A 16,219-nucleotide genomic window follows, 5' to 3' on the forward strand; every position below is an offset into this window, starting at 1 on the left:
CAATGATGTTGATTGATTGCAGTTTACTTAACAGACAAACGGCTGCTGGCTCCGTAGTGCTGCGGAGCCAGCACCCCACCACTCAAGGATGAGTATCAATGGTTGGCAAACCACCCCGCAAACCTGTGACCGGCCCTTTGAAAAAGCCGGATCTCGACGCTGACGGCTCGGGACGGGCACTGAACAACAAAATCACCCAGTCACCGCAACCGCACTTTGCCGAGACCCGGCCTCCAACGATCAGGCCAGCCCCTGCGCTTGTGGATTCGGTTAATCCGGAGCAGGCGATCAGCATCAATCCGATGAACTCCATTGTCGATGAAGTCACCCAGGCCGCTGCCGGAGAGGCGCTCGCAGGTTTCCAGACCCCGGCGCCGGCAAGTCCAATGAAAGCCGACTCTCGGGGTGTGTGGATATTCAAGCGGCGCGAATATGTCGCTGTTGCCGATGGTCAATTTGTTCAGGTGGTCACCGATCCTGAAAGCGGCCTGTTCAGGGCTACACATTCCCGAGAGCTCAAACCCTCCGGCCCTTTGCTGGGAAAGAATGACCAAGGCCGGTTCTGGCACCCTCTGAACAGCGATGTCGTCACCTTCCCTGATTCAATGTCAGTACAAACTGCACAGATTTTTCGTCGGATGGGTCGCTCCGTGGCGCAATTCGCCGACGCCACGGTTGCACGCATGCTGGCGGTGAGCGGAGTTGATGAGTTACTTCTGCACAATGTGCTCGTCAATGATCGTCCTGTACCTTTTTTGCTGGAGGACACCATCAGGCGATTTGAGCTTGATCAGAAGATTCAGGCAGAGGAGCGCTGGCTACCGCATGAGCGCTTCACGCGGTTCAAAGACCTTGAAGACGCGTTCGAAACCGACTGTGATCAAAACACTCTGCGGATGCGCCGGGTGTTTCCGAATCTGCCGAAAACGGCCGCGCAAGCAATATGGCGCAATACCAGCGCTACCGAGCGTTTGCATATGCATAACCAACCGGGTATGCCACCGCGAGTGGCGAAAGAGGCAGTGCTGGCGCTGCGAGAAATTCGTCTTGCCAGGGCGTGTGAAGGTATTTATCTAGAGGCGCTTTCCAATCCGGACAGTGATCGATTAGCGCTGCACATGATGGGTAATCTTGCGAATTGGCCGCGGCAGATGCCTATCGAGATTCGCCAGAGGACCGTAGCCGGGAATGTTCTGAGCGCTGTAGGCGATGTTCGATCGCCGGTTCGCCACGTACTGATTCGTCAGGATGATGGCTATGTCATCCAAAGCAGCGAGGTCTCATCACCTCAGGAATCGATGAATCTGTATTCGACAGTCTGGTGCTTGTTACTGCCCGGGCATCGACAATTGCTCGGTGTGACAGACGGCGGCGGTGCGGCGCTGCAACAGTTGATCCGTGCACAGCCATTGCCGCCACGCCAAACCGTTAGCGCATTGGTGGGGTTCGCACCGCTGCCGGCTACTGTCGATCCTGCCCGCGCGCAATACAGGCAAGCAGGGCAGTTGCGGGGTGGTGGCGACAGTGGCCCGGAATTGACAAAGTCCGTCGTAGACCGTGTACGTGACCTTTATCCGGACCTTTCGGATGAGGAGGTGATGAGGGTTATCAATGAACGTTTGAAAAGTGATCCGTCCGGCATCTTGAATCGCCTGGAAAAAGAATTTGCGACGCTGTGTGATGAATTGGCCTTATGGAGTGCTGACGGGCTCTCAGCTCATTCGCAGTTGTCGGGACCGGAGAGCGCGTCGACACCCGCCGAACAACGCCAGGCTCGCGAGCAGTTCAGCGCGAAGTTGCAAGATATATGGCAGCGCAAGTCGGTTTCGAAATGGGGCGAGGGAGCCGATCATTTTTCTCACTATGTCGATTTTTCGGGTGAGTTACCAAGGTTGTCCACCCGATTTGAGCATGTAACAGAGTTGATATTGACCGCCAATCAGCCGGGCGCACGGCTAGGTGCGTTTCTTGACAGCTTTCCCAATATTCAATATCTGGGGGTCTTTGGCATAAAAGTGGAGGAGTTCCCGTCAGGAATATTTCAAATGCGCCAGTTAAGCGAACTCACGCTGGACGGGTGCTCGCTGAAACTATCCGAGGTCACAGTTGAAGGATTGTCCAGAATAGAAACGCTTACCCGGTTGAATCTGGCAAACAACCCTCTGACAGTTGCTCCGCATGTAGGCTACATGGCAGGTTTAACCGGATTGATGCTGAACAACGCAAATCTTTCCAGCGTTCCTTCAGGCATGGATACGCTCAGGAAACTGGCTGTCGTGGCATTGCATGATAATAATATTTCTGACGTGGGATATGACGTGTTCGAGATTCCGGATACACAGGATCTGTTCGTTGGCTTAGTGAATAATCCGCTGAGTGATGCATCAAGGCAACGGATTAGCCAGTATCTTGAAAGCGCCAGTATGGATCGAAAGGTGGACATCCAGACGGAGGATATGGTTTCAGAGTCTGACTCCGACAGTGAGTCCTCAGAGAGCGGATTTTCGACACGTTCAGACAGTGACTGAATGTTGGTGAAAGTAACGACTCCTTTGTTTGACTAACATAACCAGACAAGAAATAAACTGCTTGAAGGCTCCCCCTTCTGATGATGTCAAGTTTAGGCGGGAAGGGGAGCGCTCATTGAGCGCTGGAACCAAAGGGCTAGGAAGAACAGTCGGCATTATAAAGTCTAGGTTTTTTGAAAATATTAGTATTTATGTGGGGTGTTCACGGGGGTGTTAAAATATGACCACCTCATAATTTGTCGAATGTCGCAGCTGTTTTTATTTAAATCGAGCCTCAATACTTTGCTGAGTCCTTAAGGGCGAAATCCATTAATCAGCAAGGTATTCTTAAATGTTAGATGATCAAGTTGGTATTTCCCGTATCGAGGTAAAACTCGACGCCACAAGGTCTGGCCAGCACAAACTGCTTTATGCCAACGGGCGCATGCAGGTGCGTGTGTTGGTGCTGCTGCACGGGATCGATAACAATGGCGACGGCGCATCGCTGTATGGGCATCCCGCCTTGCAATCACTGCGGTTGATTGCCTATAACGGCGCGCGGCCTCTGGAGGGTGACTGGAGTGTATCGCTGCAGGAAAATCGTTACGCTCATGAAATGTCGGGTGGTGCACCGCGGGTTGCCGAAGTTCCACGTGCCACGCACAACCGGATAAGTGATGACTCTGATCCGGTGCAGATTTTTCAGTTTTGGGTTTCGGCCACCCGGCCCGGGATCATGGAAGTGGCCGCCGAAGTTCTCATGGATGGGGTGTTATTGCGAAGTAACGGAATCGGCTTCGACAGCAGCGTTACGCTCGAGGCCGTTCCGCCAAAAAAATATTCGCTGAAGGACTTTACGTTCAACGAATATGGTACGAAACAGCAGAGGCTGCAATATGACTGGGTTCAACGTCATCACCTCGGGCTGCACGCGGAGGGCAGGCAGATTCACCTGCTCGACTGGTACAGCAGTGAAGTGAAACTTGACCCTTATGATTCCGAGGATGCCGTGCAGGTCTATGCCTCCGGAAACATTCCTGGTACCCAGGACGGGCGCAGAAACTTTTACGGCTACATGGCACCCATCTACGGGCTGAAAGCATCCTTTCGCAGCCCTCTCGGTATTATGATCGTGCCGATCAATAACGTGCCCGGACAGTTGACGTTTATTCAATATACTTCCGCCGACCTGCAAGTAGGGCGGGAAAGCGAAGGTTCATTTGAGTTTGCAGTAATCGATGAGTTTGGTTCGGAACACAGGCTTTGTATCGACGGTGATAAAGAACATCGCGTATTTATACTGGGAGCGTCCAGGCGGTCAATGAAACAGCTGGTCTGATTTCATGATGTGGTCAGCGGGGTTTTTTGCTGTCCCACTTGACCTGCCAATATCTATCTGGAAATAAGGACGCTTTTCAATGGAAAGTCATTCATCTTCCGCTGTTCATTCAAACGCTTTCAACTTCGGTGAGTTTGTTTCCGGAGGCGTTGATCCGCGCACGGGCATGTATACATGCTCCTTTTCGTTGGGACCGTTGCACTCGGCGGATCTCAATGGTCCTGAACTTGCACTTTCAATGGGCTTCAATCCGCTCAACCAGGCGGACTCCGGTTTTGGCATTGGCTGGTCTTTGACCCTGACAAATTACGACCTGCGCAGCAAAGTCATGACATTGTCCAACGGTGAGCGTTACAAGGCTGTCGAGACGTCTACCGGTCTGAAGTTCAAGGAAATGAAACTGCAAACGGCAAAGGTGTCGGTCACTGGAGCAGGGCGCTATGAAGTTCGATACAAGGATGGTCGGCGTGAGCTGCTCAAAGTCCTGGCGGGCACTCAAGTCGCCGTAGCGGAAAAAATAATCGCGGCGAACGGTGTGAGCATCGCGTTGAAGCACGAGTTGTTCAACCAGTTTCCCAGATTGAGCGAGGTCCGTGACGCCAAACGATGCCTGTTGAAAATCACACGCAATGCAGGTCAGGTCACATTGACCCGGCATCCCGATACCTCCTCCAGTTCCGCCTACAAGTTGATCTTGAAGAACGCTCGGGTAACGGCAATCGAGCTTCCGGTCGGTAAAGGTTGGGAGCTGGAGTATGAGGTCATCGATGACGCCAGCTATTTGCACCGCGTCGTCAATCCATTGCGTGGCGTAGAAATCATTCGCTACAAACGCCAAGGTCATAGTTTCGTAAATGGCGCGGAACAGACATTGCCGTTTGTTATCGCTCACGATATCTATCCTGGGCGCGGCCAACCCAGACTCTGCAAGACCTACACCTACTCCGACCATAACTTCCTTGGACAGGGCCTGCTCCCGGCCAAGGATAATGACCTGGATCCCCTTTATCTGGCGCCCGGCCACTATGTCTACACCTCGGACGAGCAGTTGTTACTCAGCGGCAAAGTCCATACGCGTATTAAACGCACCTACAACAAATTCCATCTGTTGGTGGCTGAGGTTACAACCTGTGGCGACGCCCAGATCGCCACCGCGACCGAGTATCACTGCTCCGTCACCAAGCCTTTCAATGAGCAGCTGGCTCAGTTCCGCATGCCGAAAGTCCATACGGTGACTCACCTCGATCGGCGCACCCAACAGCAGCGTGTAGAAACCACCGTCACCGAGTTCGATGGCGAAGGCAATTTGCTCAAGCACATTGAGCCAAGTGGGGTAACGACTTCGACGGAATTTTATCCGGTAGGTGGTGGAGACAATTGCCCAGAGGATCCGCTGGGTTTCTCCAGGTTCCCGAAAAAAAGAACGGTTACCGCTGCCGCGTCGGGTGGGGCTTCGACTGTCACGTACTACGACTATGCCCTGCATCCCGCGCTGGAAGGAGCGGAACTGGCCTGCGTGTTACCGGTTGGGGAACGTTTTTTCGAAGTGGTGGAAGCTGTTGAGGTCTTACGTTCGAAAACCGAACGCAGTTATCTGAACTTGCCAAAGGACCCACTCAAGCACGGGGCCACGAAGGAGCAAAGCATCATTCTGAATGATAAAAAAACCGCTATCGAATTTTCCTATGAGCTTGAGGGCGACAGGTTGCGGGTCAAATCCAGCACGCGCGGGTTTGACGATGCGCTGCAGACCCGTGAGAAAGTGCTTTCGACGCTGACCGGATTACAGATGTCAGAGGTCGGTGTCGATGGCGAGCGCATCGAACATGAATACGATGCCATCGGCCGGGCAGTGCGTAAAACGGTGGCTTCCGGGACTTCCTACGCCGCCTCGACCAGGTGGGCCTATCTGGCCGCCAGTAAACAGCAGCCGGCCACAATGGTGACCACCGATCCCGTCGGCGGTGAGCAACGAGTGAACTATGACGGTCTGGAGCGGGTGATCACCGTTCAGGAAAAGGACTGCGACCATCCCGACAAGGACGGTCTCATTCAGACGCGCACGCTTTATTCTGCCCTGCATGATTCGGTTGGTCACACGGTGAAAGTGACGCTGACCGATTGGCGTGATGGCAAGCCTTATCCGGTCAGCACCCGCTACGAATTCGATTCCTGGGGCCAGGTCAGCAAGACGCTGCATGCCGATGGGCGTATCGAACACAGCGAGGCGAATCCGGTCCTTCGCCAGCAAACCCATTGGCTCCAGGGGATGGGCAAGACACTCACCCTCGTCAATGACTTCGGTAAACCGCTCAGCGTCGAGCGCTTCAATCTGAAGAGCAAGAGTCTGGGCAAAACCGTTTACACCTATGACGGGTACGGGCGCACAACCAGCGAGACAGATCCTGTCGGCAATACCACTCGATATGAGTACGACGTTTTTGACCGGATAATTCGCACTGTCTTGCCTGACGCCAGTGCGGTCGTGACCGACTACGCCGAGCACAGCGATGAAGGGTTGCCAACCGGCATCAAGGTCGGTGAAAAAGTGTTGGGGCAGCAAACGTATGACGGTTTGAGTCGTTTGACACAAAGTACCGTGGGCGGGCGAAAGTCCGAGGCGGGTTATGAAGCGGGCTTCACTCAGCCACAGTGGTACAAGAGTGCTGATGGCAAAAAAACCGAATTCACCTATTTGCGCGATTTGGGCGGTTTACTGACTGAGCGCAAGGCAGGAGAGTTGGTCACCACTCTGAGTTATGACCCCGTCAGTGGCAATCCCTTGACCTGTACCGAAAATGGCAGGGAACGCAGTTTTACCTATTACCCTTCCGGGCGCCGCAAATCCGAAACGACGATCTTCGGCGCGATCACGAAAGCAACGACCAGTACCTGGTCCCTGCAGGGGCGACCGATCACCCATGTCGATGTACTCGGCTCCGAAAGCAGATGCGAATACGATGAGCACGGCCGCCTGCTATCGACCATGCAGGGGGCGCTGAAAACCGAATTCCACTACAACGTCCAGACAGGTTTGCCGGATTGGACGAAAACCGAAGACACATCGATCAAGCGTCAGATGATCACCCGGTTTGCCTATGACGATATCGGTCGTGAAACCCGACGTACTTTCGAGGTTCAGGGCCAGCCTGACCAGACGCTGGAATCGACTTACACGCTTGCTGGCAAACTGGCGCAGAAAGTCTCCAGGCGTGGCACGCAACTATTGCGCGATGAGCAGTTCACCTACGATGTGCGCGGGCGTCTGACCCAGTACGACTGTACCGGCACCCAAAAGCCCCGTGATCCGTACGGCAAGGAAATTGTCCAGCAGACGTTCACCTTCGATGCGCTGGATAACATGCTTACCGTGCAGACCAAGTTCCCGCTGGGCGTGAATCTGACCACGTTCAGTTATGACAATCCCGATCCTGCGCAGCTCAGCGCCGTCAAGCATTCCCATGTCGACTATCCACCGGCAGTGACGCTGGAATACGACGCCAACGGCAGGATGATCAAGGACGATCAGGCGCGAACCCTGGCCTATGACGCATTCGGACGTCTTGAGCAATTGTCCGGCGCAGGCGGATCCGTCATTCGTGGCTACCATTACGACGGATTCGACGATCTGGTTGAACTGTCGCAACCCGGGAAGGTGACTGCGCAGCGTTACTACTACGCAGGCCGGGTCGCCAATGAGGTGAGTGGTGATAATTCATCCAGTGTTGTGCGTCACGGTGGAGCGCTGGTGGGGCAACAGCAGTTCGGTTTGAACGCCGACGCGCAGCTGTTTGGCACCGATCAGCAGCAAAGCGTGCTGGCAACGCTGGGCAAGGAACAGCTCACCGATTGCGCTTACAGCCCTTACGGGCACCGTCCTGCCGAAGGTGGCTTGTTCAGCCTCGCTGGGTTCAACGGCGAGCAGCTGGATCCGGTGACCGGGCTGTATCTGTTGGGCAACGGTTACAGAGCCTATAGCCCGACATTGATGCGATTCCTCGCCCCCGACAGCATGAGTCCTTTCGGTGCGGGCGGGTTGAATGCCTACAGTTATTGCCTGGGCGACCCTGTCAATCGTGTCGACCCTACCGGGCATATCTCCTGGCAATCGATCCTGGGCATCGGGCTCGGTGTTCTCGGGGTTGTTGCCAGCGTGTTGACGATGGGCGCGGCGACGCCATGGGCCACGGCGGCATTGGGGCTGGCGGTGACTTCAGGTCTGGCGGGTATTGCCAGCGACGTGGTCGATGGGCTTGTACCGGGTTCTCAAGCCGGCGAGATATTGGGCTGGATCAGTTTCGGTCTTGGGCTGGCTTCGCTCGGTGCAGGTTTGGCGGCGGGTGCAAAAGCTGCTGTGAATGCTGGCCGGAAAGTGGCTTCAGCCTTTAGCCAAGGGCTCAGTGGTAAAGGGGCAGGCAAAGCGGGGCAACAGTTAAAGAAGGGTGGAAAAGGCGCCAAGGCTGCGGCCAAAAAAGCCAATGCGCCCGTGGAGACAGTGGCGGACGAACCTTGGCAATTGCATAGGGCCAAAAAGGACAATTTCGTGTCTGAAATTAATGAGGAGAGGGCTCATGGTTTCTACACACTCGTGGAAAGCAATAAGTCCGCCCGCCAGGCAGCCGCGGAGTCCGAGATGCTGTACGAGGAGTTCGGACCAGTCGGCGCTGGAAGAAAAGTAACGCATGTTTTTTTTGCGAAGACGAAAGGACGTGGGGAGCGTATTTACCTTCTAGAGGACAGTAAACAGAGGGTTTGCAAAGTTTTGCAGGCGGGCGGCCATTTGTCCGACGGGCAGACCAACACCATGATGAAAACGGCTAAAAGCATTGATACAACGCGCATGCCCGCGGCCTGAGTACTTTGCCTGCCCTTTATGGATTTGAACGTCTGGCGTGCTGTTCCAGTGCCCACTCCACATGTTCCCTGACCAACTCTGACGGATAATCCCGTCGCGCCTTCAACGCCTCCAGCACCGGAATCGTTGAAGGCGCGTTGCCCAGCCCCACCGCCAGATTCCGCAACCAACGCTCGTACCCCGCCCGCCGCAACGGCGAACCTTCAGTGCTGCTCAAGAAATTCTCTTCGTCCCACAAAAACAACTCGGCCAACTCGGCGTTATCGAGGTTGTGCCGTGGTTTGAAATCGCTTTCCCCGGAAGGTTTGGCGAAGCGGTTCCACGGGCAGCAAATCTGACAGTCATCACAGCCGAACACGCGATTGCCGATCAGCGGTCGCAAGTCTTCGGGGATGGCGCTTTTCAGTTCGATGGTCAGGTAGGAAATGCAGCGGCGCGCGTCCAGCACATACGGGCCGACAAAGGCGTTGGTCGGACAGATGTCGAGGCACGCGGTGCAGCGGCCGCAATGTTCTGTGCTGTGCGGCTCATCTACCGGCAACGGTAGATCGACAAACAATTCGCTCAGGAAGAAATAGCTGCCGGCCTTGCGGTTCAGCACCAGGGTGTTTTTGCCGATCCAGCCCAGCCCGGCCTGCTCGGCGATGGCCTTTTCCAGTACCGGGGCGCTGTCGACAAAGGCGCGAAAACCGAACGGGCCGATCTGCGATTGAATCTTGTCGGCCAATTGTTGAACACGTTTACGGATCAATTTGTGGTAATCGCGGCCCAAGGCATAACGCGACACGTAAGCTTTTTCCGGTTGCGCCAGGCGTTTGGCCATTTCGGTGTCGCCCGGGAGGTAATCCATGCGCAGAGAAACCACGCGCAATGTGCCCGGCACCAGTTCTTCCGGGTGCGAGCGTTTACTGCCATGGGCGCCCATGTAATCCATTTCGCCGTGGTAGCCGGCCGCAAGCCAGCGCTGCAGATGCTGCTCATGTTCGGCCAGATCCAGACCGCTGATGCCGACTTGCTGAAAGCCCAGCTCGCGGCCCCAGTCCTTGATCGATTGGGCGAGAGCGGGCAGGTCTGTGGTGATGGCGGACATGAGGCGAGAGAAACCGGAGCTGAGGTGCGTATAATTCTGCCAGACATCGGAGCCCGAAGACGCATGCCGCACACGAAAGATCAATTACCCGACGCGCTGTATGGCGCCGCACAGGTGCGCGAACTCGATGCACGGCTGATTGCCGCCGGTACGCCGGGCCTCGAACTGATGCAGCGTGCGGCCCATGCGACGTGGCGAGCGCTGGTGCGGCAATGGCCGTCGGCGACTGAACTGACGGTACTCGCCGGGCATGGCAACAATGCCGGTGACGGTTATCTGGTCGCAGCGATGGCGCAGCGAGCCGGGTGGCAGGTGCGGGTGTTGGCGGTCGGCGAACCTCAGCGTTTGCAGGGCGATGCCGCGCAGGCCCACGCCGAGGCGTTGGTCGAGGGTGTTGCGGTGCAGGGCTGGCAGGCTGAAAGCGAATTGCGCGGGGTCATTCTCGATGCCTTGCTCGGTACTGGCTTGAGCGGTGAGGTTCGCGAGCCTTACCTCTCGGCGATCCAAGCAATCAATGTCAGCGGTCTGCCGGTGACAGCCGTCGATATCCCTTCTGGATTGTGTGCCGACACCGGTCACGTACTGGGTGTCGCCGTGCAGGCCGAGCTGACGGTGACCTTTATCGGGCTGAAGCTTGGCCTGTTCACCGGCAACGCGGCGGATCACATCGGCCAATTGGTATTTAACGATTTGCAGGCCAGCGCCGACACCTATCGTGACATTCCAGTCATCGCCCGACGGCTCAACGCGGCTAATCTTCCGAGGTTGGCGGCGCGTGCACCGTCTTCGCACAAGGGCCGATTCGGGCATGTGCTGCTGATCGGTGGCGATCACGGTTTTGGCGGGGCAATTTTGCTCAGCACCGAAACGGCCTTGCGCAGCGGCGCGGGCATGGTTTCGCTGGCGACCCGTCCTGAGCATGTCCCGGCGGCGTTGACACGAGTGCCGGAAGCCATGGCGCTCGGCACTTCGTCGGCCAATCAATTGATGGGTTTGCTGGAGAAGGTTTCGACGCTGGTCGTCGGCCCGGGACTCGGGCAAGCCAGCTGGGGGCGTGCGCTGTTGTCGGCGGCCGCCAACGCAGCATGTCCGCAAGTGTGGGACGCCGACGCACTGAACCTGCTGGCGAGCGGTTTCGTTGAGTTGCCCAAGGATTGCGTGATCACCCCGCATCCGGGCGAAGCCGCGCGTTTGCTGGGAATCAGTACCGCAGAAGTGCAAGCGAATCGTCCGGCGGCGGCGCTGGCATTGAGCAAAAAATATACAGCGGTTGTCGTTTTGAAAGGCGCCGGCAGCCTGATCGCGCATCCCGATGGCCGTCTGGCGGTGTGTCACCAGGGCCATCCGGCCATGGCCATCGCCGGCCTCGGCGACGTGCTGGCCGGTTTGACCGGTGCGCTGCTGGCGCAAGGCATGGACGGCTTCGATGCTGCCTGCCTGGCCGTCTGGCTGCACGCCAATGCCGGTCTGCAACAAGGTAAATTCGGCCGTGGGCTGGCGGCCAGTGATCTGATTCCAGCCATTCGTCAGTTGTTGGAGGAGCAAGCACCGTGTCTGAAGTAACCCTGTACCTGGCCGATGAACAGGCCATGAGCGACTTTGGCGCACGGATCGCCCGCGTGACCCAGGGCCACGGGCTGATTTTTCTCGAAGGCAACCTGGGCATGGGTAAAACCACCCTGTCGCGGGGCATCATTCGTGGCTTGGGCCATGTCGGTGCGGTAAAAAGTCCGACCTTCACATTGGTCGAACCCTACGAGATCGGTGACATCCGCGTCTTCCACTTTGACCTGTATCGCCTGGTCGATCCGGAAGAACTGGAGTTTCTCGGCATCCGCGACTACTTCGAAGACGATGCAATGTGTCTGATCGAGTGGCCCGATAAAGGTGCAGGCTTTTTGCCAAAGCCTGACCTGACCATTACCATTAGCCCGCAAGACAGCGGGCGTTCGCTGAAAATTTTATCCCGGGGCTCGCGTGGCGAGGCCTGGTGTGCCGCTTTGGCATTGGAATCCAATTAAATGATGGGGTTAGGTATGCGCTTTCGCGCGTTGGTGGCTGCCGCTGGACTGTTGTTGATGGCAGTAACCGTCAACGCTGTGGCCGATTCGAAGGTCAACAGCGTGCGCTTGTGGCGGGCGCCGGACAACACGCGACTGGTCTTCGACCTGAGCGGCCCGGTGCAGCACAGCGTGTTTACCCTGACCGCTCCGGATCGACTGGTCATCGACATCAACGGCGCCACCCTCGGTGCGCCGCTGAATGTGCAGACTGCGAACACGCCGATCACCGCAATGCGTTCGGCCCAGCGCACGCCGACCGACCTGCGGGTGGTCATCGATCTGAAGAAAGCCGTCACCCCGAAAAGCTTCTCGCTGGCGCCCAACGCACAGTACGGCAACCGCTTGGTGGTCGACCTGTTCGATAACCCGGCCGACGCCGCACCGCCGCCTGCGCCAACGCCGCAGGTCGCGACCGTGCCGGCAGTGCCGGTAACCCCGACCGAACCGGCAATCAAGCTGCCGCCAGCCCCGGCCGGCAAACGCGACATCATTGTCGTGATCGACGCCGGCCACGGTGGCGAAGACCCGGGTGCATCCGGCTCGCGCGGCCAGCGTGAGAAAGACGTGGTACTGCAGATCGCCCGTGAACTGCAGCGTCAGGTCAACGGCATGAAAGGCTTCCGCGCCGAACTGACCCGTACCGGCGACTACTTCATCCCGTTGCGCGGCCGTACCGAAATCGCCCGCAAGAAGGGCGCCGACCTGTTCGTCTCGATTCACGCCGACGCCGCGCCATCCGCCGCAGCCTTCGGTGCGTCGGTGTTTGCCCTGTCTGATCGCGGCGCTACTTCCGAGACCGCGCGTTGGCTGGCCGACAGCGAAAACCGTTCTGACTTGATCGGTGGTGCCGGCAACGTCAGCCTCGACGACAAGGACCGCATGCTCGCGGGCGTATTGCTCGATTTGTCGATGACTGCCTCGCTGACCTCCAGCCTCAACGTCGGCCAGAAAGTCCTGACCAACATCGGCCGCGTCACGCCGCTGCACAAACAGCGTGTGGAACAGGCCGGGTTCATGGTGCTGAAGTCGCCTGACATCCCGTCGATCCTGGTCGAAACCGGCTTCATCTCCAACGCTAACGAAGCGAACAAGCTCTCGGCCTCGAGCCACCAGCAAGCGCTGGCCCGTTCGATCAGCAGCGGCGTGCGTCAATTCTTCCAGCAGAACCCGCCACCGGGCACCTACATCGCCTGGCTGCGTGATTCCGGCAAGATCGCCCAAGGCCCGCGCGACCACCGCGTCGGCCCGGGCGAAACCCTGGCGATGATCGGCGTGCGCTATCAGGTGTCGCCGGCCACGTTGCGCGCGGCCAACAACCTGAAAAGTGATGAGCTCAAAGTCGGTCAGCACTTGACCATTCCAGGCACCGAACTGGCGTCCAAAGAATGAACGAAGTGCTGAACGCGGCTGCCCGCATCGAACTGCTCAGCCCACGGCTGGCGAACCAGATTGCCGCCGGTGAGGTGGTTGAACGCCCGGCCTCGGTGATCAAGGAACTGCTGGAAAACAGCCTCGATTCCGGCGCCAAGCGTATTGATGTCGATGTCGAGCAGGGCGGCGTCAAACTGCTGCGGGTTCGCGACGACGGCAGCGGGATTTCCGCCGATGACTTGCCGCTGGCGCTGGCCCGTCACGCCACCAGCAAGATCCGCAACCTCGAAGACCTTGAACAGGTGATGAGCCTGGGTTTCCGTGGTGAAGCACTGGCGTCGATCAGCTCCGTGGCGCGCCTGACCCTGACCTCGCGTACTCGCGATGCCGATCAGGCCTGGCAGGTGGAAACCGAAGGCCGCGACATGGCGCCGCGGGTGCAACCGGCAGCGCACCCGGTTGGCACCTCGGTGGAAGTTCGCGACCTTTTTTTCAACACCCCGGCGCGACGTAAATTCCTCAAGACCGAAAAGACCGAATTCGATCACCTGCAAGAAGTGATCAAGCGTTTGGCGCTGGCGCGCTTCGATGTGGCGTTTCATTTGCGCCACAACGGCAAGACCATCCTCAGCCTGCACGAGGCCCACGATGATGCGGCCCGCGCCCGGCGTGTGGCGGCGATTTGCGGCTCGGGTTTCCTTGAGCAGGCGCTGCCGATCGAGATCGAGCGCAACGGTTTGCACCTGTGGGGCTGGGTCGGGTTGCCGACCTTCAACCGTAGCCAGGCGGATTTGCAGTATTTCTTTGTGAACGGTCGGGCAGTGCGTGACAAACTGGTCGCGCACGCGGTACGTCAGGCGTATCGCGATGTGTTGTTCAATGGTCGCCACCCGACCTTTGCGCTGTTTTTCGAAGTCGATCCGGCAGCGGTAGACGTCAATGTGCACCCGACCAAACACGAAGTGCGCTTCCGTGACGGGCGCATGGTGCATGACTTCCTTTATGGCACGTTGCACCGCGCGTTGGGTGATGTGCGTCCGGAAGATCAGCTTGCCGGGTCAGTCACCACTGCCATCGTCCGCCCAACCGGGCTGGATGCCGGTGAATTCGGCCCACAGGGTGAAATGCGTCTGGCGGCCAATGCGCTGCTGGAGCAACCGCAGGCGCAGCCGGCGTTCAATACGTCGTCAGGTGCCAGCGCTGGCGGCGCCTATCAGTATCAATACACGCCGCGCCCGCAATCGGCGGTGCCGCCGGCTGCCGAGGCTCAGGCTGCGTATCGCGAGTTTTTTGCGCCGTTGCCTGAGGCTAATGCCAACGCATTGCCGGCCGGCCAGGAAGACATTCCGCCGCTCGGTTATGCGCTGGCGCAGTTGAAAGGTATCTACATTCTTTCCGAAAACGCGCAAGGGCTGGTGCTGGTGGACATGCACGCTGCTCACGAGCGGATCATGTACGAACGCCTGAAAATTGCCATGGCCAGCGAGGGGCTGAGCGGTCAGCCGTTATTGGTGCCGGAATCCCTGGCGGTTAGCCAGCGCGAGGCCGATTGCGCTGAAGAACACGCGGCGTGGTTCCAGCGTCTGGGCTTCGAGTTGCAGCGTCTGGGCCCGGAAACCCTGGCGATTCGTCAGATTCCAGCCTTACTGAAACAGGCTGAGGCCAACCGTTTGGTCGGCGACGTGCTCTCGGATCTGATGGAGTACGGCACCAGTGACCGGATTCAGGCACACCTCAACGAATTGCTCGGCACCATGGCCTGCCACGGCGCGATCCGCGCCAACCGGCGCCTGGCCCTGCCGGAAATGAACGGTCTGCTGCGCGACATGGAAAACACCGAGCGTAGCGGTCAATGCAACCATGGCCGACCGACCTGGACCCAACTGGGCCTGGACGATCTCGACAAACTTTTCTTGCGCGGTCGTTGATGAGCCAGCTCCCTCCAGCGATTTTCCTGATGGGCCCGACCGCTGCGGGCAAGACCGATCTGGCCATCGAGCTGACCAAGGTGCTGCCGTGCGAGTTGATCAGTGTCGATTCGGCACTGGTCTATCGCGGCATGGACATTGGCACCGCCAAGCCTTCGAAAGAACTGCTGGCCGAATATCCGCACCGTTTGATCGATATTCTTGATCCGGCTGAAGCCTATTCGGCTGCGGATTTTCGTCGTGACGCCTTGCAAGCGATGGCAGAAATAACCGCACGCGGAAAAATTCCGCTGCTGGTCGGCGGCACAATGCTCTATTACAAGGCTTTGGTCGAAGGGCTGGCAGACATGCCCGCCGCCGATCCCGAAGTCCGCGCGCAGATCGAAGAAGAGGCTGCACGCCTTGGCTGGCAAGCCTTGCACGATCAATTGGCGATCATCGATCCGGTATCTGCGGCGCGGATTCATCCGAACGATCCGCAGCGCCTGAGTCGTGCGCTGGAAGTTTATCGGGTCAGCGGTCAAAGCATGACCGAGCTGCGTCAGCAACAATCTGCGCAAAGTACTGAAGCAGCCGCTTCGGGACTGCAACAATTGCCCTATACTGTCGCGAACTTGGCCATTGCCCCGGCGAATCGTCAGGTACTGCACGAGCGCATTAAACAAAGATTCACAATTATGTTGGAACAGGGGTTCATCGACGAGGTCGTAGCCCTGCGTAAAAGAAGTGACCTGCATTCGGGGTTGCCGTCTATACGTGCGGTAGGCTACCGCCAAGTCTGGGACTACCTGGATGGCAAGCTGACGTTGGCCGAAATGCAGGAGCGCGGCATCATCGCCACGCGCCAATTGGCCAAACGCCAGTTCACCTGGCTGCGCAGCTGGGAAGATATACACTGGCTGGACAGTCTTGATTGCGACAATCTGCCACGCGCCTTGAAATACCTTGGGACCATCTCCATATTGAGCTGAGTCCTTGCAATTGCCGTCTATCCTTGGGGGTGTGACGGCCAAAGCCATCTGAATTACCTATTTTTTATTATTGAATCCTTAAAGGAGTGCGGCAC

At 57.6% G+C, this 16,219-nt stretch carries 9 protein-coding genes; 8 read left to right on the forward strand and 1 reads right to left on the reverse strand.

The features are described 5' to 3' along the window. Positions 1 to 98 precede the first annotated feature (98 nt). The 3 genes from ACWR1S_RS03700 to ACWR1S_RS03710 all read left to right on the forward strand — a co-directional run bounded on the left by ACWR1S_RS03700 (position 99) and on the right by ACWR1S_RS03710 (position 8,701). A complete protein-coding gene (locus ACWR1S_RS03700; RefSeq protein WP_454562462.1) occupies positions 99 to 2,528 on the forward strand; it encodes a hypothetical protein in 2,430 nt (809 codons plus the stop codon). Positions 2,529 to 2,859: 331 nt separating this feature from the next. Continuing rightward, entirely contained in the window at positions 2,860 to 3,846 is a 987-nt protein-coding gene (locus tag ACWR1S_RS03705) for a hypothetical protein (protein ID WP_454562463.1), read from the forward strand. Between the two features lie 79 nt (positions 3,847 to 3,925). Continuing rightward, a complete protein-coding gene (locus ACWR1S_RS03710) occupies positions 3,926 to 8,701 on the forward strand; it encodes an RHS repeat domain-containing protein (protein WP_454562464.1) in 4,776 nt (1,591 codons plus the stop codon). A gap of 16 nt (positions 8,702 to 8,717) precedes the next feature. Here the strand turns inward: ACWR1S_RS03710 and queG are convergent, their stop codons facing one another. Next, positions 8,718 to 9,791, reverse strand: a complete 1,074-nt coding sequence (queG, locus tag ACWR1S_RS03715) for a tRNA epoxyqueuosine(34) reductase QueG (RefSeq protein WP_454562465.1) — start codon at positions 9,789 to 9,791, stop codon at positions 8,718 to 8,720. A 63-nt stretch (positions 9,792 to 9,854) separates the two neighbouring features. Here queG and ACWR1S_RS03720 point away from each other — a divergent pair, with 63 nt between their 5' ends. Genes ACWR1S_RS03720 through miaA form a run of 5 tightly spaced genes read left to right on the forward strand, consistent with a single transcriptional unit; the run spans position 9,855 to position 16,124 of the window. Further along, positions 9,855 to 11,354, forward strand: coding sequence for an NAD(P)H-hydrate dehydratase (locus ACWR1S_RS03720; protein ID WP_454562466.1), 1,500 nt, complete (start codon positions 9,855 to 9,857; stop codon positions 11,352 to 11,354). Further along, positions 11,342 to 11,812 (forward strand): tRNA (adenosine(37)-N6)-threonylcarbamoyltransferase complex ATPase subunit type 1 TsaE, encoded by a 471-nt coding sequence (tsaE, locus tag ACWR1S_RS03725; protein WP_454562467.1) that lies wholly within the window; start codon positions 11,342 to 11,344, stop codon positions 11,810 to 11,812. The genes ACWR1S_RS03720 and tsaE overlap by 13 nt, the downstream gene beginning before the upstream one ends. Positions 11,813 to 11,869: 57 nt before the next feature. Further along, a complete protein-coding gene (locus tag ACWR1S_RS03730) occupies positions 11,870 to 13,243 on the forward strand; it encodes an N-acetylmuramoyl-L-alanine amidase (RefSeq protein WP_371748301.1) in 1,374 nt (457 codons plus the stop codon). A gap of 8 nt (positions 13,244 to 13,251) precedes the next feature. Then, the gene (gene mutL / locus ACWR1S_RS03735) at positions 13,252 to 15,153 is read left to right on the forward strand and encodes a DNA mismatch repair endonuclease MutL (protein ID WP_414916703.1); all 1,902 of its coding nucleotides are present in this window, start codon (positions 13,252 to 13,254) and stop codon (positions 15,151 to 15,153) included. After that, positions 15,153 to 16,124, forward strand: coding sequence for a tRNA (adenosine(37)-N6)-dimethylallyltransferase MiaA (miaA, locus tag ACWR1S_RS03740; protein WP_454562468.1), 972 nt, complete (start codon positions 15,153 to 15,155; stop codon positions 16,122 to 16,124). Before mutL ends, miaA begins: the two co-directional genes overlap by 1 nt. Positions 16,125 to 16,219: the final 95 nt, after the last annotated feature.

The sequence above is a fragment of the Pseudomonas sp. AIG genome (assembly GCF_977020205.1).

Excerpts from the sequence above, each read along its gene's own strand:
- miaA (WP_454562468.1), top strand. The coding sequence starts at position 15,153 with ATGAGCCAGCTCCCTCCAGCGATTTTCCTGATGGGCCCGACCGCTGCG.
- ACWR1S_RS03700 (WP_454562462.1), top strand. The coding sequence starts at position 99 with ATGGTTGGCAAACCACCCCGCAAACCTGTGACCGGCCCTTTGAAAAAG.
- ACWR1S_RS03705 (WP_454562463.1), top strand. The coding sequence starts at position 2,860 with ATGTTAGATGATCAAGTTGGTATTTCCCGTATCGAGGTAAAACTCGAC.
- queG (WP_454562465.1), bottom strand. The coding sequence starts at position 9,791 with ATGTCCGCCATCACCACAGACCTGCCCGCTCTCGCCCAATCGATCAAG.
- ACWR1S_RS03720 (WP_454562466.1), top strand. The coding sequence starts at position 9,855 with ATGCCGCACACGAAAGATCAATTACCCGACGCGCTGTATGGCGCCGCA.
- ACWR1S_RS03710 (WP_454562464.1), top strand. The coding sequence starts at position 3,926 with ATGGAAAGTCATTCATCTTCCGCTGTTCATTCAAACGCTTTCAACTTC.
- ACWR1S_RS03730 (WP_371748301.1), top strand. The coding sequence starts at position 11,870 with ATGGCAGTAACCGTCAACGCTGTGGCCGATTCGAAGGTCAACAGCGTG.